General features: G+C 74.5%; 20 protein-coding genes. 13 read left to right on the top strand and 7 right to left on the bottom strand.

Going from position 1 to position 21,219, the window contains the following annotated elements; translation table 11 throughout:
* Nucleotides 1-82: 82 nt before the first annotated feature.
* The gene (locus ACJ9NR_RS29870) at nt 83-967 is read left to right on the top strand and encodes a MurR/RpiR family transcriptional regulator (protein WP_412491634.1); all 885 of its coding nucleotides are present in this window, start codon (nt 83-85) and stop codon (nt 965-967) included.
* Between the two features lie 170 nt (nt 968-1,137).
* Here the strand turns inward: ACJ9NR_RS29870 and ACJ9NR_RS29865 are convergent, their stop codons facing one another.
* From ACJ9NR_RS29865 to ACJ9NR_RS29845, 5 genes are all read right to left on the bottom strand, one after another.
* Nucleotides 1,138-2,160, bottom strand: a complete 1,023-nt coding sequence (locus ACJ9NR_RS29865; RefSeq protein ID WP_412491635.1) for an N-acetylglucosamine kinase — start codon at nt 2,158-2,160, stop codon at nt 1,138-1,140.
* Between the two features lie 245 nt (nt 2,161-2,405).
* Nucleotides 2,406-2,813: a peptide-methionine (R)-S-oxide reductase MsrB gene (gene msrB / locus ACJ9NR_RS29860; RefSeq protein ID WP_412491636.1), complete on the bottom strand. Its 408-nt coding sequence runs from the start codon at nt 2,811-2,813 to the stop codon at nt 2,406-2,408.
* A 13-nt stretch (nt 2,814-2,826) separates the two neighbouring features.
* Nucleotides 2,827-4,215 carry a UDP-N-acetylmuramate--L-alanine ligase gene (murC, locus tag ACJ9NR_RS29855; protein ID WP_412491637.1) on the bottom strand — a complete coding sequence of 463 codons (1,389 nt, stop codon included), beginning with the start codon at nt 4,213-4,215 and terminating at the stop codon, nt 2,827-2,829.
* Between the two features lie 260 nt (nt 4,216-4,475).
* On the bottom strand, nt 4,476-4,949 hold the full coding sequence (locus tag ACJ9NR_RS29850; protein ID WP_412491638.1) for an indole-3-glycerol phosphate synthase: 474 nt from the start codon (nt 4,947-4,949) through the stop codon (nt 4,476-4,478).
* 133 nt (nt 4,950-5,082) lie between these two features.
* Complete coding sequence (locus ACJ9NR_RS29845; protein ID WP_412491639.1) at nt 5,083-5,931, bottom strand: pyrimidine reductase family protein; 849 nt, start codon at nt 5,929-5,931, stop codon at nt 5,083-5,085.
* Nucleotides 5,932-5,968: 37 nt separating this feature from the next.
* Here ACJ9NR_RS29845 and zapE point away from each other — a divergent pair, with 37 nt between their 5' ends.
* The 10 genes from zapE (at nt 5,969) to ACJ9NR_RS29795 (ending at nt 16,245) form a co-directional block, all read left to right on the top strand.
* Nucleotides 5,969-7,075, top strand: coding sequence for a cell division protein ZapE (zapE, locus tag ACJ9NR_RS29840; RefSeq protein WP_412491640.1), 1,107 nt, complete (start codon nt 5,969-5,971; stop codon nt 7,073-7,075).
* 158 nt (nt 7,076-7,233) lie between these two features.
* A complete protein-coding gene (locus ACJ9NR_RS29835) occupies nt 7,234-7,812 on the top strand; it encodes a carbonic anhydrase (RefSeq protein WP_412491641.1) in 579 nt (192 codons plus the stop codon).
* 192 nt (nt 7,813-8,004) lie between these two features.
* The gene (locus ACJ9NR_RS29830) at nt 8,005-8,805 is read left to right on the top strand and encodes a slipin family protein (protein WP_412491642.1); all 801 of its coding nucleotides are present in this window, start codon (nt 8,005-8,007) and stop codon (nt 8,803-8,805) included.
* Between the two features lie 130 nt (nt 8,806-8,935).
* On the top strand, nt 8,936-9,487 hold the full coding sequence (locus tag ACJ9NR_RS29825) for a YbhB/YbcL family Raf kinase inhibitor-like protein (RefSeq protein WP_412491643.1): 552 nt from the start codon (nt 8,936-8,938) through the stop codon (nt 9,485-9,487).
* 97 nt (nt 9,488-9,584) lie between these two features.
* Complete coding sequence (locus tag ACJ9NR_RS29820) at nt 9,585-10,439, top strand: polysaccharide deacetylase family protein (RefSeq protein ID WP_412491644.1); 855 nt, start codon at nt 9,585-9,587, stop codon at nt 10,437-10,439.
* 40 nt (nt 10,440-10,479) lie between these two features.
* Nucleotides 10,480-11,196 carry an aminoacyl-tRNA hydrolase gene (locus tag ACJ9NR_RS29815; protein ID WP_412491645.1) on the top strand — a complete coding sequence of 239 codons (717 nt, stop codon included), beginning with the start codon at nt 10,480-10,482 and terminating at the stop codon, nt 11,194-11,196.
* Nucleotides 11,197-11,376: 180 nt separating this feature from the next.
* Nucleotides 11,377-12,747: an MbnB/TglH/ChrH family RiPP precursor modification enzyme gene (locus ACJ9NR_RS29810; RefSeq protein WP_412491646.1), complete on the top strand. Its 1,371-nt coding sequence runs from the start codon at nt 11,377-11,379 to the stop codon at nt 12,745-12,747.
* A 49-nt stretch (nt 12,748-12,796) separates the two neighbouring features.
* Complete coding sequence (locus ACJ9NR_RS29805) at nt 12,797-13,579, top strand: DUF4142 domain-containing protein (protein ID WP_412491647.1); 783 nt, start codon at nt 12,797-12,799, stop codon at nt 13,577-13,579.
* A gap of 108 nt (nt 13,580-13,687) precedes the next feature.
* Nucleotides 13,688-14,491, top strand: coding sequence for a TIGR04222 domain-containing membrane protein (locus tag ACJ9NR_RS29800; protein ID WP_412491648.1), 804 nt, complete (start codon nt 13,688-13,690; stop codon nt 14,489-14,491).
* A 98-nt stretch (nt 14,492-14,589) separates the two neighbouring features.
* Entirely contained in the window at nt 14,590-16,245 is a 1,656-nt protein-coding gene (locus tag ACJ9NR_RS29795; RefSeq protein WP_412491649.1) for an alpha/beta hydrolase, read from the top strand.
* Between the two features lie 205 nt (nt 16,246-16,450).
* On the opposite strand, the gene hemQ is transcribed toward ACJ9NR_RS29795, so the two are convergent.
* Both hemQ and hemG read right to left on the bottom strand, forming a co-directional pair.
* The gene (gene hemQ / locus ACJ9NR_RS29790) at nt 16,451-17,182 is read right to left on the bottom strand and encodes a hydrogen peroxide-dependent heme synthase (protein ID WP_412491650.1); all 732 of its coding nucleotides are present in this window, start codon (nt 17,180-17,182) and stop codon (nt 16,451-16,453) included.
* Nucleotides 17,183-17,186: 4 nt separating this feature from the next.
* On the bottom strand, nt 17,187-18,647 hold the full coding sequence (gene hemG / locus ACJ9NR_RS29785; protein ID WP_412491651.1) for a protoporphyrinogen oxidase: 1,461 nt from the start codon (nt 18,645-18,647) through the stop codon (nt 17,187-17,189).
* Between the two features lie 158 nt (nt 18,648-18,805).
* Between hemG and ACJ9NR_RS29780 the strand changes: the two genes are divergently transcribed.
* On the top strand, nt 18,806-19,786 hold the full coding sequence (locus tag ACJ9NR_RS29780) for a DUF4349 domain-containing protein (protein WP_412491652.1): 981 nt from the start codon (nt 18,806-18,808) through the stop codon (nt 19,784-19,786).
* Nucleotides 19,787-19,813: 27 nt separating this feature from the next.
* Nucleotides 19,814-21,202, top strand: a complete 1,389-nt coding sequence (locus ACJ9NR_RS29775; protein ID WP_412491653.1) for an FAD-dependent oxidoreductase — start codon at nt 19,814-19,816, stop codon at nt 21,200-21,202.
* Nucleotides 21,203-21,219 lie beyond the last annotated feature (17 nt).

The raw sequence follows: 21,219 nt of genomic DNA, 5'->3' as shown, positions 1-21,219 counted from the left end.
GCTCCGCACGCCGGGCAACGCGGGAGCCTGCCGGTCCTGGTGGCCGATCCGCGCCCCGAACGGTGGCTGCTACCTTCGTCGCATGCCCTCGACGGACGTCACCGCACTGATCCGCGCCGAGCTCCCCCGGCTGGCCGGGTCGCTGCGGAAGGTCGGTGAGCTGATCCTGGACGACCCCGCCGCCGTCACCCACTGCTCGGCCGCCGAACTGGGCCGCCGCACGGGCACCTCGCAGGCGACGGTGACCCGTTTCTGCCGCGCCGTCGGCCTCGACTCCTACCAGCACCTGCTGATCGAACTGGCGCAGGAACGCGGCCGCGGCGAGGTCTCCGACTGGGGTTCCGCCGAGATCGACACCGACATCTCACCCGACGACAGCCTGGAGCACGTCGTCCGGGTCGTGGGCGCGGCGGACCTGCGGGCGATCCAGCGGACCATCGACCGCGTCGACCTCGACGCCCTCGAACGCGCCGCCCAGGCCCTCGCCAAGGCCCGGCGCATCGACGTCTACGGCGTCGGCGGCAGCGGCGCCGTGGCACAGGAGACCGAGACGCGGCTGTTCCGCATCGGCTGCCAGGTGCGCGGCTGGACCGAGGTGCACGCGGCGGCCACCTCCGCGGCCCTGCTCACCCCGGCCGACGTGGCCGTCGGCATCTCGCACTCCGGCACGACGCGCGAGACCCTCGAGCCGATCGAGACGGCCAACGAGCGGGGCGCCACCACGATCGCCCTGACCACGGACCCGCGCTCACCGCTCGCCAGGGCCGCCGGCATCCGCCTCATCTCGTCCGCCTCGGAGACCAGCTTCCGCACGGGCAGCATCGGCGGCCGCCACTCGGTCCTGATGCTCGTCGACTGCCTCTACGTCCGGGTCGCCCAGCTCTCCTACCAGCGTGCGAGCGCCTCACTGGCACTCACCGACCACATCAGGCCCAGGCACGCGGTGAGGTCGCGCCGGAAGGGGTGACGGGGACGGGGACGGGTGACCAGTACGGGCCACCAGGACGGGTGACCGGGACGAGTGACCGGGACGAGTGAGGCGGCCCGGGTGACCGGGACCAGTGAGGCGGCCCGGGTGACCGGGACCAGTGAGGCGGCCCGGGTGACCGGGACCAGTGAGACGGCCCGGGCCGGCGGTCAGCCGAGGCGCCGGCGCGCGGAGCGCTCGTACTCGATCCGGGCCAGCGCCACGGCGCCGCGGCAGCCGTCCGCCACCCACTCCAGGGTCAGGCCGAGGCCGCGCAGGCGGGTGGTCAGGCCCGCGGTCAGGGGTCCGTCGGGGCCGAGCAGGCCGCCGGTGGCGACCACCCGCTCACCCGCCCGCGGTTCCAGCGCCTCGACGGTGGCGGCCAGCCGGCCGACGGCTTCGTCGAGGATCGCCCGCGCGACGGGATCCCCGTCCCGGGCCGCCGCGGCCGCCACCGGCGCGAGGCGGGCCAGCCGGACCGGGGGCTCGGCCATCACCACGGGGAGCAGGCGCGTGCGGTAGCTCTCCCGGCCGTCGCGCGACCAGCCGGAAGCCCCCTGGGGCAGGACCTGCGCGGGCAGGCCGAGGACCCGTCCGACCGCTGCCGCGAGGGCGGTCGCCGGCCCCCTGCCGTCCGCCATCCGCAGGGCGGCCCGTACCGCCCGGCGGCCGATCCAGAAGCCGCTGCCGTCGTCCCCGAGGAGCCAGCCGTCGCCGTCGACGGTGGCCGCGCAGCGGCGCCCGGCGATGCGGGCGGCGACGGCGCCCGTGCCGGCGACGAGGGCGAGGCCGTCGGCCGGGGCGCCTGGGGCGGAGGCGAAGGCGGCCTCGATGTCGCTGCCGACGGCGATCGGGCAGGCGGGGACGCCGGTCTGCCGCAGCGCGCCCCGGAGCGCGGCCAGGGCGTTGAGACGTCCCGGTTCGTCCGCCGCGACGCCGGTGGCGCCCGCGAAACCGCCCGCCACGGCGGCGACCCGGCCGCGCGCCGCCTCGGGCACCGCGCGCGCGACGGCCTCGGCGAGGTGCGCGGTGAGCCGCGGCAGCGGGGCGGTGAGGGCGTTGCCGGGACCGGCGGCGCCCGCACCGAGGACGCGGCCGTCCGCCGCGGCGGCCAGGACCGCGCGGGTACGGGTGCCGCCGGCGTCGAGGCCGACGACCAGGGCCGCGCCCGCATCGGCGCGCTCGGAGCTCACTGGGCGATGGTGCTGGCTCGGTCATCCGAAAGTCAACACATCACTGGATGAGTGATTCATCGGGTGTCCGATGGTCCAGCGCAAGGTGCTGTGAGCACGCCCGCGGGGCCCGACGGTGCCGGGGGCGCGCCCGCACGGCCCCGGCGGGACGCGCCGACCGCCCTCAGCCCTCGTCCTCCGTCAGTCTCGTCCTCCGTCAGTCTCTTTCTCCGTCAGTCTCTTCCTCTGTCAGCCCTCGTTCTCCGTCAGCCCTCGTTCTCCGTCAGCCGCAGCGAGATGCTGTTGATGCAGTACCGCTGGTCGGTGGGCGTGGCGTACCCCTCGCCCTCGAAGACGTGCCCGAGGTGCGAGCCGCAGCGGGCGCACCGCACCTCGGTCCGCACCATCCCGTGCGAGCGGTCCTCGATGAGTTCCACCGCGTCGGTGTCCTTGGGGTCGAAGAAGGACGGCCAGCCGCAGTGGGAGTCGAACTTCGTCTCCGAGGTGAACAGTTCGGCGCCGCAGGCGCGGCAGGAGTAGACGCCCTCGGTCTTGGTGTTGGTGTACTCACCGGTGAAGGCGGGCTCCGTGGCGGCCTGGCGCAGCACGGCGTACTCGGAGGGGGTCAGCTCCGCGCGCCACTGCTCGTCCGGCTTTTCGACGTCGTACGACATGAGCTTCAGCCCCTTACTGCGAGAGACGGTCCAGGATGCGCGGTCCGAGGTCGGTGACGTCGCCCGCGCCCATGGTGAGAACGAGATCACGGGGCCTGGCCATTCCCGCGATCACCGACGGCACCTGCGCCCTGTCGTGGACCGGCGTCACGTCCGCGCCCGCGGCCCGCGCCGCCTCGATGATCAGGTCGCTCGTCACACCGGGGATCGGGTCCTCGCGGGCCGGGTAGACGTCGAGGACGACCGAGGCGTCCGCGAGCGCGAGCGCCCGGCCCATCTCTCCGCCGAGCTCCTGGGTGCGGGAGAACAGGTGCGGCTGGAAGACGACCAGGATCCGGCCCCCGCCCGCCGCCGCGCGCATCGCCTCCAGGTCGGCCGTCATCTCGGTCGGGTGGTGGGCGTAGGAGTCGATCACCTGGACGCCGGCCGCCTCGCCCTTCAGCTGCAGCCGGCGCTTCACCCCGGTGTACGCCGCGAGGGCCGGGGCCAGCTCCGCCGCGGGCACGCCCAGCGCGACGCCCGCGGCCAGCGCGGCCACCGCGTTGTGCGCGTAGTGGCGGCCGGGGACCGAGACCGTGAAGGTGAGCTCCCGGCCCTGGAGCAGGACGGTCACCTCGCTCCTCAGGCCCTGGGGCACGACGGACAGGACCCGCACGTCGGCGTCCTCCGCGTCCCCGTACGTCACCGTCCGCACCGACCCCGCCAGCCGCCGGGTCAGCTCGCGGGCCCCCTCGTGGTCGGCGTTGACCACCAGTGTGCCGCCGGGCACGATCCGGCCCGCGAACGTCTCGAAGGACTCGTAGATCTCCTCCATCGAGGCGTAGTTGGCGTGGTGGTCGAGCTCGACGTTGAGGACGATCGCGACCTCGGGGGCGTACTTGTGGAAGCTGCGGTCCGATTCATCAGCCTCGGCGACGAAGATCTCGCCCCCGCCGTGCAGGGCGTTGGAACCGGGCGCGTCCAGGTCGCCGCCGATCGCGTACGACGGGTCCAGGCCGAGCTCGCCCAGCGACACCGCCAGCATCGAGGTCGTCGTGGTCTTGCCGTGGGTGCCTGCCACCGCGATCGGGCGCAGGCCCGCCATGAGCGCGGCCAGCGCGTCGGAGCGGTGCACCACCGGGATGCCCAGCTCGGCCGCGCGGGCCAGCTCGGGGTTGTCCTGGCGGATCGCCGACGACACGACCACGCAGCTCGCGTCGTCGGCGAGGTGCTCCGCCGCGTGCCCGATGTGCACCGTCACGCCCAGGGCCCGCAGCGCCTCGGCGGTCGCCGACTCCTTCGCGTCGCTGCCCGCCACCTTGGCCCCGCGCTGCGCGAGGATCTTCGCGATGCCCGACATCCCGGCGCCGCCGATGCCGATGAAGTGCGGTCGGTCCATGGCGGGTGGGAGGCCGGGTGCCATGCGTTTCTCCTGTGCGTGGTGCGTACGGCGGACGTTCGGCCGCCCAGCCTATGCGGTCCGGGAGCCCGCGATGCCCTTCCGGGGTCCGCGACCCCCCTGTGCGCTGGCCCGGGACGCCCGCGCGGCGGGGCCGCCTCGAGACGCGGCCATGCCGCGCGGGCGCGCCCCGGCGACGACGGGCGCCCCGCCACGACGCGCCCGCGGCCGGGCGCCGCACCGCGGGCCCCACGGGCGCGCGGCCGGGCCCCGGACGGCAGCGGCTACGCCTTGCTGTGCGAGAAGAGCTTCAGCACCGGCACCCCCACCTTGTGCCGGGCCCGCGAGGCCCAGTCCCGGTGGAAGAACTCCTCCACGTAGTGGGGATCGGTCAGCACGATCACCTCGTCCGCGCCGACCTCGTCGACCAGCGCCTTGAGGGCGTCCAGCGGATGGTCCTCGATCAGCCTGCCCTCGGCCTCGCCGCCGGCGGCCTTCAGCGCCTGCAGGGACACCGCCAGGGCCCGCGCCCCGAAGTCCTTCGCGGCCTCCCCCTCGGGTACCTCGTTCTCCTTCGCCGCCTCGTCCAGCTCGCCGAGCGCCACGTCGTCGATGGCCCGCAGCAGGCGGTCCGCCTGATCCCCGCGGGGCTGGAGCAGCACGTGGAAGAAGACACTCTCGTCCCCGTGCAGACCGCTGACGAACTCCACGTCTGCGGAGGTCAGGGCCTTCTCGATCATCAGTACGCTTGTGAACACCGGGCGCCCCTTCTGCGGAAACCATCCTGCCCCGTGGTGCCACGGGGACTGCGAAATCCAGTGTGCCCGCCGGAAGCCAAGCGGAACGGGTCATTCCGCCGTTTTCGGGACCGCGGGTACCGCTGACCGAATATCAGGCCCGCTGGTAGCGGGTGAACAGAAACCCCTCCTCCTCGAGGACCGACGCGAGTACGAAGCGCTGCGGAACCGCGACCGAGGGTCCGCCCGCGATCCGCTGCGCGTCACCGGCGGTGAGCGTCGGGGAGACGGCGAGGCACAGCTCGTCCAGCACCCCTGCGGCCACCAGCTGGCCCAGCAGCCGGGGACCGCCCTCGGTCAGCAGCCGGGTGTGCCCCAGCTCGCCCAGCGCCTGCACGAGACGGGCGGGTTCGACGCCCACGCCGTCACCGGCGACCACCACCCCGGCGCCGGCCTTCTCGGCGGCGGCGACGCGGTCGGGGGGCGCGGCGGCGCCGGTGAGCACCAGGGTGGGCACCAGGGGCGAGGCGAACAGGGGGAGGGAGAAGTCCAGGTCGAGACTGGCGCTGACCACCGCGATCGCCGGCGCGGGCCCCTGTCCCGCGGCCCGGCGGGCCGCCGCGAACTCCGCACGGGCGCGTGCGGGCCGGTAACCCTCCTGCCGTACCGTTTCGGCACCCACGATCACGACATCCGCGAGCTGACGCAGGGTGCCGAAGATCCGCATGTCGGTCGCGCTGGAGATCGGCTGTGAGTGCCCGTCGTGCTGCGCGGCGCCGTCGAGGGTGGACACCATGTTCGCCCGCAGCCAGGGCACGCGGCGGCCGCCCGCGGTCGGCTCGGGATAGGCGTAGGCGGCGGCGACCTCGGCGAGGCTCCACTCGCGGCCGGAAGGGCCCGCGGGGACACCGGCGGCGCCTGCGCCGGGCCCCGCTCCGGTTCCGCCCTCCTCACCGTGGGTGTCCGGCGCTGTCTCTTCGGTCACAGGGAACAGGCGTCGCATGTCGTGCAGTGTGGCACGACGCTTAGCATGGTGAACCGTGTCGTCCTCCCCTTCCGCCACCGACCGCGGCGCGATAGCAGACGCGGCGCCGCTGTCGCTGTGCGCCCGTGTGCCGCATGTGCCCGCCGACCGGCTGGTCGCCGAGATGGTGCCGCCGCCGCGCTTCGACGCGGTGCGCTTCAGCACCTACATACCCGACCCGGACCGGCCCAGCCAGACCGAGGCCGTCCAGGCCCTGGAGGGCTTCGCGGCCGGGCTCGGCGGGGCGCACGCCGTCGGCGGCGGAAAGCGCGGCTTCCTCGGGTTCGGCAGGGCCAGGGCGGCCAAGGCCCCGGCCGGCCCCCGCGGCGTCTACCTCGACGGCGGCTACGGCGTCGGCAAGACCCACCTGCTCGCCTCGCTCTGGCACGCCACGCCGGCGGAGCCCGCGCTGAAGGCGTTCGGCACGTTCGTCGAACTCACCAACCTGGTCGGCGCCCTGGGTTTCCAGCAGACCGTCCAGACGCTCTCCGGCCACCGTCTGCTGTGCATCGACGAGTTCGAGCTCGACGACCCCGGCGACACGGTCCTCGTGTCGACCCTGCTCGGCAAGCTCGTCGACGCCGGTGTGGCACTGGCCGCCACCTCCAACACCCTGCCCGGCAAACTCGGCGAGGGCCGTTTCGCGGCGGCCGACTTCCTGCGCGAGATCCAGGGCCTGGCCGCCCGCTTCCGCACCCTGCGCATCGACGGCGAGGACTACCGCCACCGCGGCCTGCCCGCGGCACCGGCACCCTTCTCCGAGGAGCGGGTGACCAGGGCCGCGCACGCCACCGCGGGCGCCTCGCTCGACGGCTTCCCGGAACTCCTCGACCACCTCTCCACGGTCCACCCCAGCCGGTACGGCGCCCTGACCGACGGCCTGAGGGCGGTCTGCCTCACCGGCGTGCGGCCCGTCCCGGACCAGGCGACGGCCCTGCGGCTCGTCGTGCTCGCCGACCGGCTCTACGACCGTGAGGTACCGGTCCTGGCCTCCGGGGTGCCCTTCGACCGGCTCTTCGGCGAGGAGATGCTGAACGGCGGCTACCGCAAGAAGTACTTCCGGGCCATCTCCCGGCTCACCGCGCTGGCGCGCGACGCCGAACGGCTCACCGGGAGCGACTGAGTCCCGCCACCCCAGCAGCGCATTCCAGGCTCTCTTCGCCCGGGCACGTAGAGTTGATCCCGCAAACGGCCTCGCAGGGCCGGCCTGCCCTCTGCCGTGTCACACCTCTGCCCTGCCCACACCGACGCGCCGCGGCGCGCCAGGAGGAGTCATCCGTCATGCAGCCCCTCATCGACAACGCCCGTCTGTTCGGACAGCGCCCTGAGGAGTTCGCCGAACTCGCCGAAGGCCAGTCCCCGCAGGTGCTGTTCATCACCTGCTCCGATTCCCGGGTCGTCCCGGCCCTGATCACCGGTGCCCGCCCGGGCGAGCTCTTCGAGCTGCGCACCGCGGGCAACATCGTGCCGCCGTACGCCTCCGCGCACCCGACCGGCGAGGCGTGCACCATCGAGTACGCGGTGGAGGTGCTGGGCGTGCGCGACATCGTGGTCTGCGGGCACTCGCACTGCGGCGCCGTCGGCGCCCTGGTGCGCGGCGACGACCTGACCGCCGTACCGGCCGTGCGCGACTGGCTGACGCGCGCCACCCCGCGCCCGTCCGGCACGGTGGAGGACCCGGCGGTCACCGAGGGCGTGCAGAGCCACATCCTGACGCAGCTGCTGCGGCTGCGCTCGTACCCGTACATCGAGAAGCGGCTCGGGGAGCGCCGGCTGTCCCTGCACGCCTGGTTCTACGAGGTCCACACCGGCGCCGTGCTGGCGCACGATGCGCGCACCGACACCTTCGAGGCCCTGTGAGCACCACCAGCCGGACCGCGCCTGCCGTACGGCCCGGCCTCCCGTAGCACCCTGCGGCCGGGAGCCGGCCCGGGCCCCCCGGTCCCCCTCCAGGTCGCGCGGCCCCTGGTGGCCCCTCGTGGCCCGGGACCGGCAACCGGGCATATCGTTACAGACGCAGACATCCAAGACCTCTGGGCAGAGGGGGTCGCCATGGTCCCTGAACTGGTGACTGCGGTCGTGGCCGCCGGTTCCGCCGGGCTCGTCTACTTCGTGGCGGCGGCACGGGTCGTCAAGCAGTACGAGCGCGGGGTGGTGTTCCGGCTCGGGCGGCTGGCCGGTGAGGTGCGGCCACCCGGCTTCACCATGATCGTCCCGTTCGCGGACCGCATGAGCAAGGTCAACATGCAGATCGTGACGCTGCCGGTCCCGGCCCAGGAGGGCATCACCCGCGACAACGTGACCGTGCGCGTGGACGCCGTCGTCTACTTCAAGGTCATCGACGCGGCGGCCGCCCTGGTCAACGTCGAGGACTACAAGTTCGCGGTCTCCCAGATGGCGCAGACCTCCCTGCGCTCGATCATCGGCAAGAGCGACCTCGACGATCTGCTCTCCAACCGCGAGAAGCTCAACCAGGGCCTGGAGCTGATGATCGACAGCCCGGCCGTGGACTGGGGCGTCACCATCGACCGCGTCGAGATCAAGGACGTCTCGCTGCCGGAGACGATGAAGCGCTCCATGGCCCGGCAGGCCGAGGCCGACCGCGATCGCCGGGCCCGCATCATCAACGCGGACGCCGAGCTGCAGGCCTCGAAGAAGCTGGCGGAGGCCGCCGAGCAGATGGCGGACACCCCCGCCGCACTCCAGCTGCGGCTGCTGCAGACGGTGACGGCGGTCGCCGCCGAGAAGAACTCCACCCTGGTCCTGCCCTTCCCCGTGGAGCTGCTCCGCTTCCTGGAGAAGGCGCAGGAGCACCCGCAGGACCGCCCGCCGCCCCGCGAACTCGGGACGTGACCCGCACCCGCTCCGTGCGTACCGCCGCTGCCCGCCGTCGGCCCCTCGCGCCCCGAGGCACGAGGGGGGCGACGGGCAAGGCGCGAGGGGCGGGTAGCGGCCCCGCGGGGGCGCGGCTAGCGTTCCGTCCATGCGGTGCAGGCTCGTGATCGCCGCCGCGGCGGCGGCGGCAGTGGGACTCGTATCGGGCTGCGGGGACGGCGGCGACAGCGCCGCGCCCGCCCCGTCCGCCGCGCGGCGGATCACCGTCTCCAGTACGGCGTTCGCCGACGGCGGCACCATCCCGCGCCGCTACACCTGCGACGGCGAGGACGTCTCGCCCCCGCTGGCCTTCTCCGGCCTGCCGTCGGGCACGGCGGGACTCGCCGTCCTGGCCGAGGACCCCGACGCCCCGCACGGCACCTTCACCCACTGGGTGGTGTGGAACGCGCCCGCCTCGCATCCCCGCTGGGCGGCCGGTCAGGTCCCGCCGGGTGCGGCACAGGGCCGCAACGGCTTCAGGAAGGACGGCTACGCGGGCCCCTGCCCGCCCAAGGGCCGGCGGCACCACTACGTCTTCTCCGCCTACGCCGCCGACCGCGCCCTGCACCTGCCGGCCGGCGCCTCGGCCGACGACCTCGAGCGCGCGCTCGACGGCCACACCCTCGCCACCGGACGCCTGACCGGGTTCTACGGCCGCTGAGGCGGCCGACGGCGGCGGCACCGGCGGGCGACCGCCCGGTGAGTGAGTGAGCGCGCCGGTCCGCCGTCCGCCCACTCTGTCCCGTTATGTTCGTACGGTGATCATTCACGTACGACAAGTGGCCGCCACCTGTGCGCTCGTCTGTGCGGCCGGTGCCCTGCTCACCGCCTGCGGCGCCCCCCGGACGCCCCGTGCCGCCCGCCCGGCTCCCTCCGCCACCTCCGCCGCGCCGTCCCGGCCGCCGACCCTCGCCCCCGGGCCCGCCGGGCTCGCCCGCGTCTTCACCAACGGCCCGCGCACGCGGGGCAGGACCGTCGCGCTCACCTTCGACGCCGACATGACCGCCGACGAGGGGGCGCGGGCCGCGGCCGGTGAACGCTTCGACAACCCGCGGCTGATCGCGACACTGCGGAGGCTGAAGGTGCCGGCGACCCTGTTCATGACCGGGCGCTGGGCCGACGAGTACCCGCGGCAGGCCCGCTCCATCGGCCGCGACCCGCTGTTCGAGGTGGCCAACCACTCCTACAGCCACTACGCCTTCACCCGGGACTGCTACGGCCTGCCGACCATGTCCGTGGACCGCATGCGCTCGGACGTGGAGCGGGCCTACGGTGCCTTCCGCAGGGCGGGGGTGCCGGACCCGATGCCGTACTTCCGCTTCCCGGGCGGGTGTTACGACCGGCGGGCGCTGAAGGCACTGGCCGCGACCGGTGTCACCGCCGTGCAGTGGGACGTGGTGAGCGGGGACGCCTTCGCGACGGACGCCGACGCGGTCGCGCGGCAGGTGCTGGACGGGGTGCGGCCGGGTTCGGTCGTCGTCATGCACTGCACCCGCAGCGCCGCGCCCGTCACCGAACGAGCCGTCCGCACGATCGTGCCCGAGCTGCGCGCGAAGGGCTACCGGTTCGTGAAGGTGTCCCGGCTGATCGGGGCCGCCGGCGGCCACCGGTGACCGTGGGCGCCTTCCCGCGCCCCCCTTAGAGTTGGCCGGTGTGAGCCATGAAGTGACGTCCTCCGCGGACAGCCCGTTCCGGTCCGAGCCCGGCGAGCGCGACCGGGCACCGCAGTTCGTGCTGCCTCTCGTCGTGCGCATCGAGAAGGCGTCGCCGCCCGCCCGTACCGACGCGCTGGAGACCGCCGCCCGCGCCGTGCTGGTGCTGCTCAGCGACGAGCGGTCCCTGGGTGACGGCGAGTGGGCCGGGGCCGTGCGGGACTGGCAGGACGCCCGGATCCGCAAGGTGGTGCGGCGTGCCCGCGGCGCCGAGTGGCGGCGGGCCGTGGCCCTGCCCGGTGTCACGGTGACCGGGAAGACGGCCGAGGTGCGCGTGTTCCCGCCCGTGCCGCTCGACGGCTGGCCCAAGGACCTGGCCAGGCTCCAGGTGTCCGGCACCGATCTCGACGACCCGGAGCCGCCGGTCCGGGCGGACCCCGCGCTGCCCGTCCTGTGGCTCAACCCCGGCCTCGGCATGTCCGCGGGCAAGGCGATGGCCCAGGCGGGCCACGCCGCCCAACTGGCCTGGTGGGAGCTGTCCGCCGGGCAGCGGGCGGCCTGGCGGGACGGGGGGTTCGCCCTCGCCGTACGCACCGCCGACCCGGCCCGCTGGGAGGAACTGACCTCCGGCGGCCTGCCGTTGGTGCGCGACGCGGGCTTCACGGAGATCGCGCCCGGCTCCTGCACGGTGGTGGCCGACCACCCGGCGCTCCGCTGACCCGGCCCACCCGTTTCCCGCGGCGGGCCGGGAAGCTCAAATCTTGCTCTGAAGGTGTGCGGGGAGGGATTCGGGTCCCGGCGGTGGGGCCATACCTCCGTCACGTCGAGGGGGACGTGACGGAGGAGACGTGGCACCGCCGGCGTACGGACCGGGATGCGGCCGAGGAGGGGGACGGACATGGAGCGTCTGGGAACGGGCATCGGGTGGCGGCCGGAGATCGCCGACGCCGTGGAGCGGATGCCGGGCATCGACTGGGTCGAGGCCGTGTCCGAGAACGTGTGCCCCGGTCACCTTCCGGAGTCGCTGCGGCGGCTGCGCGCCCGCGGCGTCACCGTGGTCCCGCACGGCGTCTCGCTCGGTCTCGGCGGCGCCGACCGGCCGGACGCCGGACGGCTGAGCGCGCTCGCCGAGCGGGCCGAGGCACTGGGATCGCCGCTGGTCACCGAGCACATCGCGTTCGTACGGGCGGGCGGCCCGCTGACCGCCTCGCCGCCGCTGGAGGCCGGGCACCTGCTGCCCGTGCCGCGCACCCGGGACGCCCTCGACGTGCTGTGCGAGAACGTCCGCATCGCGCAGGACGCGCTGCCGGTGCCGCTCGCCGTGGAGAACATCGCCGCGCTGATCTCCTGGCCGGGCGAGGAGATGACCGAGGGGCAGTTCCTGTACGAACTCGCCGACCGGACGGGCGTACGGCTGCTGATCGACGTGGCCAACCTGCACACCAACCACGTCAACCGCGGCGAGGACCCGGCCAGGGCGCTCGCCGAACTCCCGCTGGAGGCCATCGCCTACGTCCACGTCGCGGGCGGCTTCGCACGCGACGGCGTCTGGCACGACAGCCACGCCCACCCGGTCCCGCGGCCGGTCCTCGACGTCCTGACCGACCTGGCCTCCCGGGTCTCACCCCCCGGGGTACTGCTGGAGAGGGACGAGAACTTCCCCGGGGCGGCGCAGCTGGAGGGGGAGCTGGCGGCGATCAGGGCCGCCGTGGGGAAGGGGCGGGCCCTGCGGGCGGAGGCCGCGGAGGGCGGGCGCGCGGGGCGCGCCGAGGCCGCCGGCGGCGGCTGCGCGGCGGTCCCGCCCCCGTGCGGCGACGCCGTCCGTCAGCGGCTCGCGCTCGCCCAGACCGCGCTGCTGTCCGCGCTGGTCGCCGGGACGCCCGTGCCGGAGGGGTTCGACCGGGTGCGGCTGGGGGTGCAGGCGCGGGCGCTCGCCGGGAAGCGGGCGGACGTCGTGGCCAAGGTCGCGCCCGAACTGCCGGAGATCCTCGGCGGGAGCTACCGGTCCGCGTTCCTCGCGTACGCCCACGGCCACCCGATGGCGGGCGGCTACCGCAGGGACGCCCTGGACTTCGCCGGGTACCTGCTGCTCGGCGGGCACGTCGGGGACGACCGCGTGCGCCGGGAGGTCAGGGCCTGGTGGCTGGAGCGGTCGGGACCCGCGCCGCGCTCACGGCGGCCGGCGACCAGGGCCGTCCCGCTCCGGCGGGGCCGGGAGTGGGGCAGGGCGGCGCGGGGGGCGGCCCGGCGGGTGCTGCCGCACCGGTGAGGGGCCGGCCGGACCCCGCAGTAATATGCGGTGCCGTACAGGAGGCACCATGCGACCGCGACCACCCGTCAAGGGCCGAGGCATATTCAGCGGCACGGGAATCATCGTCATCGGCCTGATGGCCACGCTGCTGGCACTGATCTTCCCGATCTGGTCGTACGCCGACCGGTCGGGCACCGCCGCCAGCACCGCCGGCACGCTCAGCGCCCATACCGTGCCGACGCGGTACGGGCCGCTGTCCGCTCTCGACCGCGACTTCATCACCAAGGTCCGGCTGGCCGGGCTGTGGGAGCTGCCCGCCGGGGAGGAGGCCGAGCAGAAGGGCACCACCCGGTCCGTACGCACGGCGGGGCAGCACCTCGTCCAGGGGCACACCTTCCTGGACGAGCGGGTACGCGACGTCGCCACCCGGCTCGGGCTGCAGCTGCCCAATGAACCCGACGCCCGGCAGCGGCAGTGGCTCGCGACCCTGAACGCGGCCCAGGGCACGGACTACGACCGCCGGTTCGTGAACATCACGCGGCTGGCGCACGGCAAGGTGTTCTCGCTCGTCGCCGAGGTGCGCGCGAGCACCCGCAACGCACTGGTGCGGTCGCTCGCCGACGACGCCAACACGACCGTGCTGGACCACATCAAGGTCCTGGAGGCGACGGGGTACGTGAACTGGGACGCACTCGCCCAGGACATGGCCTCCGCGAGCGCTTCCGCGCCGGACGGCTCCGCGGTCCCGCCCGGCCCGACCGCCGACCCGAGCCCGGTCACGCCGGTCGCCGCACCGCCCTCCCCGACCTACCCGCTGCCGCCGCCCGCCTCCAGCCCGCCGCCGCAATAGCGGTCATCCACCGCCATTTCAAGTGGAACGTCACATACCGGCAACGCTCCGTCCCGGATCGTGAACAGGGCATGGCGTTCCACCGAGCATCTGGCATAGAAACGCGGCATGTTCTGGGTCCTTCTCCTGCTGCTGGCCTGGGCCGCGGCCGGTGCCGCGTGCACCCGCCTGTGCCTGGCCGCCGTCCGGGCGGCCACCGGCGACGCGGACGCCCCCGGGAACACCGGGTGTCATGAGCTGACCCTCTACGAGGCCGCCTTCCTGTCCGGCGGGCCCCGCCGGGTCGCCGACCTCACCATGGTCTCCATGGCCAGGCAGCGGCGGCTGCTGCTCGCCCACACCGGCTGGGCGACGGTGGTCGACCCGCGCGGCCGGGACGACATGGAGCGGTCCGTCATAGGGGCCATCGGGCCCGAGGGACAGAACCGCATCGCACCGGTGCGGGCCGCCGCGGCCTCCGCGGCGGCCGTCGCCGGTCTCGCCGACCGGCTCGTCGACGCGGGTCTGGCCGTGCCCGCCGGCGCCCGGACCACCGTCGCGGCGGGAGTGCGCCAGGTCCGGCACGCCGCGCTCGCGGTGCTCGCGCTGGGGGCGACCGCGTTGCTGGCGCCCGCCCAGCCGGGCGGCATGCCCCGAACGCTGGTCGCCCTGTGGTTCGCGCTGCCGCTCGCGCTGACGCTGAGCTGCCTGGCCATCGCCCGGGTCGAGGTCCACCCGTACTCGCGCTGGGCCTCCCCGGCCGGGCAGCGGCTGCTCGGGGCCCTCACCCGGCGCGCCACGAGCGGCGACGACCGCACGTACCTCACCGCCGTCGCCGTACGGGGCGTCCGCGCGCTCGGCGAGCCGGACCTGCGGGCGGCCTTCGCGCACCGCGACCAGCCCTGGCGCGAACCGCACGCCGGGGGCGCATAGGGGGCATTGGAGCCGACACCGCCGGGTCGGTGCTTGCCTTCTCCATACACCGAACGAAACATCCCTTTTGTCGCTGCCATGCACCGAAGGGATACGTCATGAGAGCTGCCGCCCTCCACTCGGCCGCCGGGGCCTTGCTCCTGACCGCCCTGGCCCTCGTCCCGGCGGGCAGCGCACCGGCCGCGCCGGGCGCGCCGGCCGTCCACGGCACGGCCGAGCAGCGGGGCACGGCGGTGGCGGCGGCGCGAGCCCGGGAGGCCGGCATCGACTTCGGCAAGTGCTCGGACGTCAAGGAGGCGCCGGGCGCCATGCAGTGCGGCACGGTGTCCGTGCCGCTGGACTACGCCCGCCCCGGCGGCAAGCAGATCGAGCTGACCGTCACCCGGGTGCGGGCCACCCACAAGGACCCGCACAACAGCAAGCGGCGGGTGCGGCGGCAGGGCGCGCTGGTCTACAACCCCGGTGGGCCGGGCGGCGACGGCCGGTACTTCCCGCTCGTCGGCCTGCTCCCGGAGTGGAAGCGCATCGCGTCGGCCTACGACCTGGTCGGCTACTCCCCGCGCGGTGTCGGCCGGTCCGCGCCGCTGTCCTGCGAGGACCCGGGGCACTTCTTCAAGGCGCCCTCGCAGGCGCCGACGCACCCCTCGGAGTCGTACAAGCAGGAGCGCATCGCGCAGGCCAAGGCGTACGCGCAGGGCTGCGCCAAGCGGTCGGGCAGCGGGCTGAAGCAGTTCAACTCCCTCAACAACGCCCGTGACCTGGACGTGCTGAGGGCGGCGCTGGGCGAGCCGAAGCTGACGTTCATGGGAGCGTCGTACGGCACCTACTTCGGGGCCCTGTACGCGACGATGTTCCCCTCGCACGTGCGGCGGATGGTGTTCGACTCGGCGGTGAACCCGGCGCCGGAGCAGATCTGGTACCGCAACAACCTCGACCAGTCGGCGGCGTTCGAGAGCCGCTGGACGGACTTCCGGCAGTGGATCGCCCGGCACGACGACGTGTACGGGCTGGGCAAGACGGTGGCCACGGTCCAGCACAGCTACGCCAGGGCCAGCGCCCAGCTCGCGGCCGAGCCGGCGGGCGGGAAGGTGGGCCCCGCGGAGCTCCAGGCGGCGTTCCTGTCGGCCGGGTACTACGACGACTACTGGCCCAAGCGGGCGCAGGCGCTGTCGGCGTACCTGAAGGGCGACCCCAAGCCGCTCATCGAGCAGGCGGGGCCGGCCACCGAGGCGGCGGCCGAGGCGGAGAACTCCAACGCGGTGTACACGGCCGTCGAGTGCAACGACGCGGCCTGGCCGACCGACTTCAAGGTCTGGGACCGCGACAACACGCGGCTCGCGCGGGTGGCGCCGTTCGAGACCTGGGACAACGCCTGGATGAACCTGCCGTGCGCCTACTGGCCGGCGTCCCGGCAGCGGCCGCTCGACGTGCGGACCGGTCCGGGTGAGCTGCCGCCGACGCTGATCCTGGCGGCCGAGCGGGACGCGGCGACGCCGTACGACGGCGCCCTGGAGATGCAGCGGCGGCTGTCCGGCTCGGTGCTGGTGACCGAGCGGGACGCGGGCACGCACGGCATCGCCGGCGGCCCGAACAAGTGCGTCAACGGCTACCTCGACGCCTACCTGCTGGAGGGCCGCACACCGGACCGGCGCGCGTCGTGCGCCCCGCACGCGGAGCCGAAGCCGTCGTCCGGTGACCGTGCCCACCGCACGCCCCTGAAGGAGCCGCTGAAGGGCAAGGCCGCCAGGGGCTGACGCCCCGGCCGGGCCCGGACGCGACCGTGCGTCCGGGCCTCCCCGCTCAGGCCGGACCGCCACCGGCTCCGCGACGTCCTCACGCCGCCCGGTACCGCATCCCCCGGGGCACACCCCCGGACCCCCGGCCGGGCACCGGGCACCGCCCGCGGCCACACGAAACCGCCGGCCCCGATCAGGCCGACCCCGATCGGGCCGGCCCCGATCAGGCCAGACCCGCCACCAGCTCCGCGACGTCCTTGCGGCGGCCGGTGAAGAAGGGGATCTCCTCGCGGACGTGGCGGCGGGCCTCGGAGCCGCGCAGGTGGCGCATGAGGTCGACGATGCGGTGCAGTTCGTCGGCCTCGAAGGCCAGGATCCACTCGTAGTCGCCGAGGGAGAACGAGGCGACCGTGTTGGCGCGCACGTCCGGGAAGCCGCGGGCCATCTTGCCGTGGTCGGCGAGCATCCGGCGGCGGTCCTCGTCGGGCAGCAGGTACCAGTCGTAGGAGCGCACGAACGGGTAGACGCTGACGTAGTTGCGCGGCGTCTCGTCGGCGAGGAACGCGGGGATGTGCGAGCGGTTGAACTCGGCGGGGCGGTGCAGCGCCATGTTCGACCACACCGGCTCGAGCGCGCGGCCCAGCCTGGTGCGGCGGAAGAGGTTGTACGCCTCCTGCAGCTGGTCCGCGGTCTCCGCGTGCCACCAGATCATGAGGTCGGCGTCGGCGCGCAGGCCGGAGAGGTCGTAGGTGCCGCGGATCGTCACGTCCTTGGCGGCGAGCTGGTCGAACAGCTCCTGGACCTCCTCGGCGTAGCCCGCGCGGTCCTCGGGCAGCGCGTCCTTCAGCCTGAAGACGGACCACAGCGTGTAGCGGATGACCTCGTTGAGGTCCTTGGCCAGCTTGCCCTTGTTCGGGATGCGGCCGGCCTCGGTGGTAGGGGCGTCGTCACTCATGCGGCTATTCTCCCGCTCCGCCGTGCAGGCTCTGCACCGGGTGGGCGGTGAGTTCCTGCACAGCGCCCGGGTCGCCGCCGAGCTGGTCCACCGCCGCGTACGCACTCGCGATGCAGGCCGGGATGCCGACGCCGTCGAACTGCGCGCCGCACAGGGCGAGGCCCGGCAGCTTGGCGACATGCTCGCGGACGCGGGCCACCCGCGCGTGGTGGCCGACGGGGTACTGCGGCAGGCCGTCGGTCCAGCGCGTGACGCGCGCTTCGACGGGGGCGGCGTCGAGGCCGGTGGCCTCGCGCAGGTCCTGGCGGGAGAGGTCCACCAGCTCCGCGTCGTCGCGCCGCAGGATCTCCGTCTCGCCGTACCGCCCGACCGAGGTGCGCAGGACCAGCAGGCCGGGGTTGTCGCCGGCGATCCAGTCCCACTTCTGGGAGGCGAAGGTCGACGCCTTGATGGTGTGGCCGTCGACGGGCGGCACGAGGAAGCCGCTGCCCTCGGGCAGGGCGGTCTCCGTGCGCCGGTAGGCGAGCGTGACCAGGGCCATGGAGGCGTACTCCACGGCGGCGAGTTCGGCCGCGGCGGCCGGGGCCTCGGCGCGCAGCAGCACGGCGGCCGCCGGGGCCGGCACGGCGACGATCACGGCGTCCGCACGCAGTACGCGGTCACCGGCGACGACGCGCCAGGTGCCGCCGCCCTCGCGGCGCAGCTCCGTCACCGGCGCACCGGTGACGATCTCACCGCCCCGCGCCCGCACCGACTCGGCGACCGCGAGCGGCAGGGTGCCCACGCCGCCCTCGATGCCCATGAACACCGGACCGGTCTGCCGGGCCGCGGCGGCCCGGGCCTGGATGTCGCGGACCGCACCGGTGAGCGAGGCGTGCGTCTTCGCGGCCTGGTAGAGCTGCGGGACCGCCGAGCGCATCGAGATGCGGTACGCGTCGCCCGCGTAGACGCCGCCGAGCAGGGGCTCCACCAGGCGGTCGACGACCTCGCGTCCCAGCCGCGCCGCCACGTACTCCCCGACCGCCACGTCCTCGCCGAGCTCCGTGCGGGGCAGGCCGGCCTCGCGCCCGATGCGGGCCAGGCCCTCTTCGGACAGGACGCCGGCCAGGGCGGCGGCGGTGCCGGGCACGCCCATGACGTGGCCCTTGGGCATGGGGCGCAGGGCGCCGCGGGTCCAGATCGAGGCGGTGGCGGTGGCCGGAGGCCGGAGGCGGTCGCCGAGGCCCGCCTCGCGCGCCAGGTCCACCGCCTCCGGCCTGCGGGCCAGCAGGGACTCGGCACCGAGGTCCACGCGCGTGCCCGCGATCTCGCCCGGCAGCAGCTTGCCGCCGACCCGGTCCGACGCCTCCAGCACGGTCACCCGCGCACCCCGCCCGAGCAGCCGGTGGGCCGCGGCCAGCCCGGCGATCCCGGCTCCGACGACCACGGCCCGCCCGGCGCCCGTACGGCCTGCTTCTTCGCGCATGTCCCCAGCTTCTCAGACCCCGCTGACAGGCCGTCCGCGGCCCCGGTTTCCCGCGCGAGTCCCGACCGTGACCGCATCGGAACCGTCCGCGTCCAACGTCCGGGCCCCTCCGGGCGTCGAAGAAGCATCAGTCGTCACAACCCCCGGGGGTCAAGCTCATGCGCTCACGCCATCCCGTACGCCCCGTCCCGGCCCTGGCCGCGGTCCTGCTCGCCGCCGCGCTCGCGCTGACCGGGTGCAGCGCGGGTTCCGGCTCCTCGAGCAGCTCCGGCGACAAGGCCGCCGCGCGGAGCGACGCCAAGGGGTCCGCCCCGGGCGGTGAGAAGAGCGGTGCGAAGGGGGCGAGCGGTGCCGAGCCGGCCCGGGCGCCCAGGCTCACCAGCAGCATCATCCGCACCGCCTCGCTGACCGTGCAGGTCAAGGCCGTGCCGAAGGCGCTCGACGAGGCCCGCACCACCACCGAGAACGCGGGCGGCTACGTCGGCGACGAGAGCACCACCCGCGACGACAGGGGCCGGGAGCGCACGCGTGTCGTCCTGCGCGTGCCGGTCGCGAAGTACGACGAGGTCCTCGCCGACCTCCAGGGCGCGGGCAGGCTGCTCGACCGCACGGCGAAGGCCGAGGACGTCACGGACCAGGTCGTCGACGTCGACAGCCGCGTCAAGTCGCAGCGGGCGAGCGTGGCCCGGGTCCGTGCGCTGATGGACCGGGCCACCAAGCTGAGCGACGTGGTGGAGCTTGAGGGCGAGTTGAGCAGCCGGGAGGCCGACCTGGAGGCGCTGCTCGCCCAGCAGGCGTCGCTGCAGGACCGCACGAGCCTGGCCACGATCACCCTCTCCCTGTCGGAGGCCCCGGTGAAGGCGGCCGCCGCCAAGGACGACAGCCCCGGGTTCCTGGACGCGCTGGCGGGCGGCTGGGACGCGTTCGTGACGATGCTGCGCTGGCTCGCGGTGGTGATCGGCGCGGTGCTGCCGTTCGCCGCGGTGGCCGCCCTGCTCGGGTGGGCGTGGCTGCGGCTGGTCCGGCCCCGGCTGCCGCGCCGCCCGGCCGCTGCCCCCGCGACGAGCGCGCTCGGCCCGCTGCCGTCGGCCCGTCCGGTACCGGGGACCCGGCAGCGGCCGGACGGCGACGAGGACTGAAATGACCCGCGCCCGTAGCGTGTTCGCATGGACATGAGCGCTGCGCGGGAACGACTGGTCGTGATCGGCGGTGACGCCGCGGGGATGTCCGCGGCGTCGCAGGCACGCCGGCTGAAGGGCCCCGGGGAACTGGAGATCGTCGCCTTCGAGCGCGGCCACTTCACCTCCTACTCGGCGTGCGGCATCCCGTACTGGGTGGGCGGGGACGTCGGCGAGCGGGACGAGCTGATCGCCCGTTCGCCCGAGGAGCACCGCGCGCGGGAGATCGATCTGCGCATGCGGACGGAGGTCACGGAGATCGACCTGGCGGGCGGCCGGGTACGCGCGCGTGACATGGAGTCGGGGGCCGAGTCCTGGACGTCGTACGACAAGCTCGTGATAGCGACCGGTGCCCGCCCGATCCGCCCGGACATGCCGGGTGCCGACGCCCCGGGCGTGCACGGGGTGCAGACGCTGGACGACGGCCAGGCCCTGCTCGACTCGCTGGCACGCACGCGCGGCCGCCGTGCGGTGGTCGTCGGGGCGGGCTACATCGGCGTGGAGATGGCCGAGGCGCTGATCAACCGCGGCTACGAGGTGACGGTCGTCAACCGCGGCAGCGAGCCGATGTCCACACTCGACCCGGACATGGGCCGCCTGGTGCACGCGGCCATGGAGGGGCTGGGCATCACCATGGTCAACGACGCCGAGGTGACCAAGGTGCGCACCGGCGCGGACGGCCGGGTGCGGGCGGTGGCGACGGAGCACGCCGAGTACCCCGCGGACGTGGTGGTCCTGGGCATCGGCGTACGTCCGGAGACGGCGCTGGCCGAGGCGGCCGGACTCCCTCTCGGCGCCCACGGCGGCCTGCTCACCGACCTGGCCATGCGGGTGCGCGGGCACGAGAACGTCTGGGCCGGCGGCGACTGCGTCGAGGTCCTCGACCTGGTCTCCGGCCAGGAGCGCCACGTCCCCCTGGGCACCCACGCCAACAAGCACGGCCAGATCATCGGCACCAACGTCGGCGGCGGCTACGCCACCTTCCCCGGCGTCGTCGGCACCGCGGTCTCCAAGGTCTGCGACCTGGAGATCGCCCGCACCGGCCTGCGCGAGAGGGACGCGCGCAGGGCGGGCCTGCGGTTCGAGACGGTCACCATCGAGTCGACGAACCGGGCGGGCTACTACCCCGACGCCTCCCCCATGACGGTCAAGATGCTCGCCGAACGCCGGACGGGTCGCCTGCTCGGCGTGCAGATCGTCGGCCGCGAGGGAGCGGGCAAGCGGGTCGACATCGCGGCGGTGGCCCTCACGGCCGGCCTGACGGTGGAACAGATGACCGCCCTCGACCTGGGCTACGCGCCGCCCTTCAGCCCCGTCTGGGACCCGGTACTGGTGGCCGCCCGCAAGGCGTCGAAGGCGGTGGCGCAAGGCTTCTAGAGGCGCGGGGCTCTCAG

The organism is Streptomyces sediminimaris, assembly GCF_047049295.1.
GTDB lineage: Bacteria > Actinomycetota > Actinomycetes > Streptomycetales > Streptomycetaceae > Streptomyces > Streptomyces sediminimaris.
Note: the sequence above shows the minus strand (reverse complement) of the source record. Positions and strands in the feature narration are given on the sequence as shown.

Excerpts from the sequence above, each read along its gene's own strand:
- murC (WP_412491637.1), bottom strand. The coding sequence starts at position 4,215 with ATGGCACCCGGCCTCCCACCCGCCATGGACCGACCGCACTTCATCGGC.
- ACJ9NR_RS29780 (WP_412491652.1), top strand. The coding sequence starts at position 18,806 with ATGCGCTCACGCCATCCCGTACGCCCCGTCCCGGCCCTGGCCGCGGTC.
- ACJ9NR_RS29800 (WP_412491648.1), top strand. The coding sequence starts at position 13,688 with ATGTTCTGGGTCCTTCTCCTGCTGCTGGCCTGGGCCGCGGCCGGTGCC.
- ACJ9NR_RS29870 (WP_412491634.1), top strand. The coding sequence starts at position 83 with ATGCCCTCGACGGACGTCACCGCACTGATCCGCGCCGAGCTCCCCCGG.
- ACJ9NR_RS29810 (WP_412491646.1), top strand. The coding sequence starts at position 11,377 with ATGGAGCGTCTGGGAACGGGCATCGGGTGGCGGCCGGAGATCGCCGAC.
- msrB (WP_412491636.1), bottom strand. The coding sequence starts at position 2,813 with ATGTCGTACGACGTCGAAAAGCCGGACGAGCAGTGGCGCGCGGAGCTG.
- ACJ9NR_RS29795 (WP_412491649.1), top strand. The coding sequence starts at position 14,590 with ATGAGAGCTGCCGCCCTCCACTCGGCCGCCGGGGCCTTGCTCCTGACC.
- ACJ9NR_RS29805 (WP_412491647.1), top strand. The coding sequence starts at position 12,797 with ATGCGACCGCGACCACCCGTCAAGGGCCGAGGCATATTCAGCGGCACG.
- ACJ9NR_RS29845 (WP_412491639.1), bottom strand. The coding sequence starts at position 5,931 with ATGCGACGCCTGTTCCCTGTGACCGAAGAGACAGCGCCGGACACCCAC.
- ACJ9NR_RS29825 (WP_412491643.1), top strand. The coding sequence starts at position 8,936 with ATGCGGTGCAGGCTCGTGATCGCCGCCGCGGCGGCGGCGGCAGTGGGA.
- ACJ9NR_RS29835 (WP_412491641.1), top strand. The coding sequence starts at position 7,234 with ATGCAGCCCCTCATCGACAACGCCCGTCTGTTCGGACAGCGCCCTGAG.
- ACJ9NR_RS29775 (WP_412491653.1), top strand. The coding sequence starts at position 19,814 with ATGGACATGAGCGCTGCGCGGGAACGACTGGTCGTGATCGGCGGTGAC.
- hemQ (WP_412491650.1), bottom strand. The coding sequence starts at position 17,182 with ATGAGTGACGACGCCCCTACCACCGAGGCCGGCCGCATCCCGAACAAG.
- hemG (WP_412491651.1), bottom strand. The coding sequence starts at position 18,647 with ATGCGCGAAGAAGCAGGCCGTACGGGCGCCGGGCGGGCCGTGGTCGTC.
- ACJ9NR_RS29830 (WP_412491642.1), top strand. The coding sequence starts at position 8,005 with ATGGTCCCTGAACTGGTGACTGCGGTCGTGGCCGCCGGTTCCGCCGGG.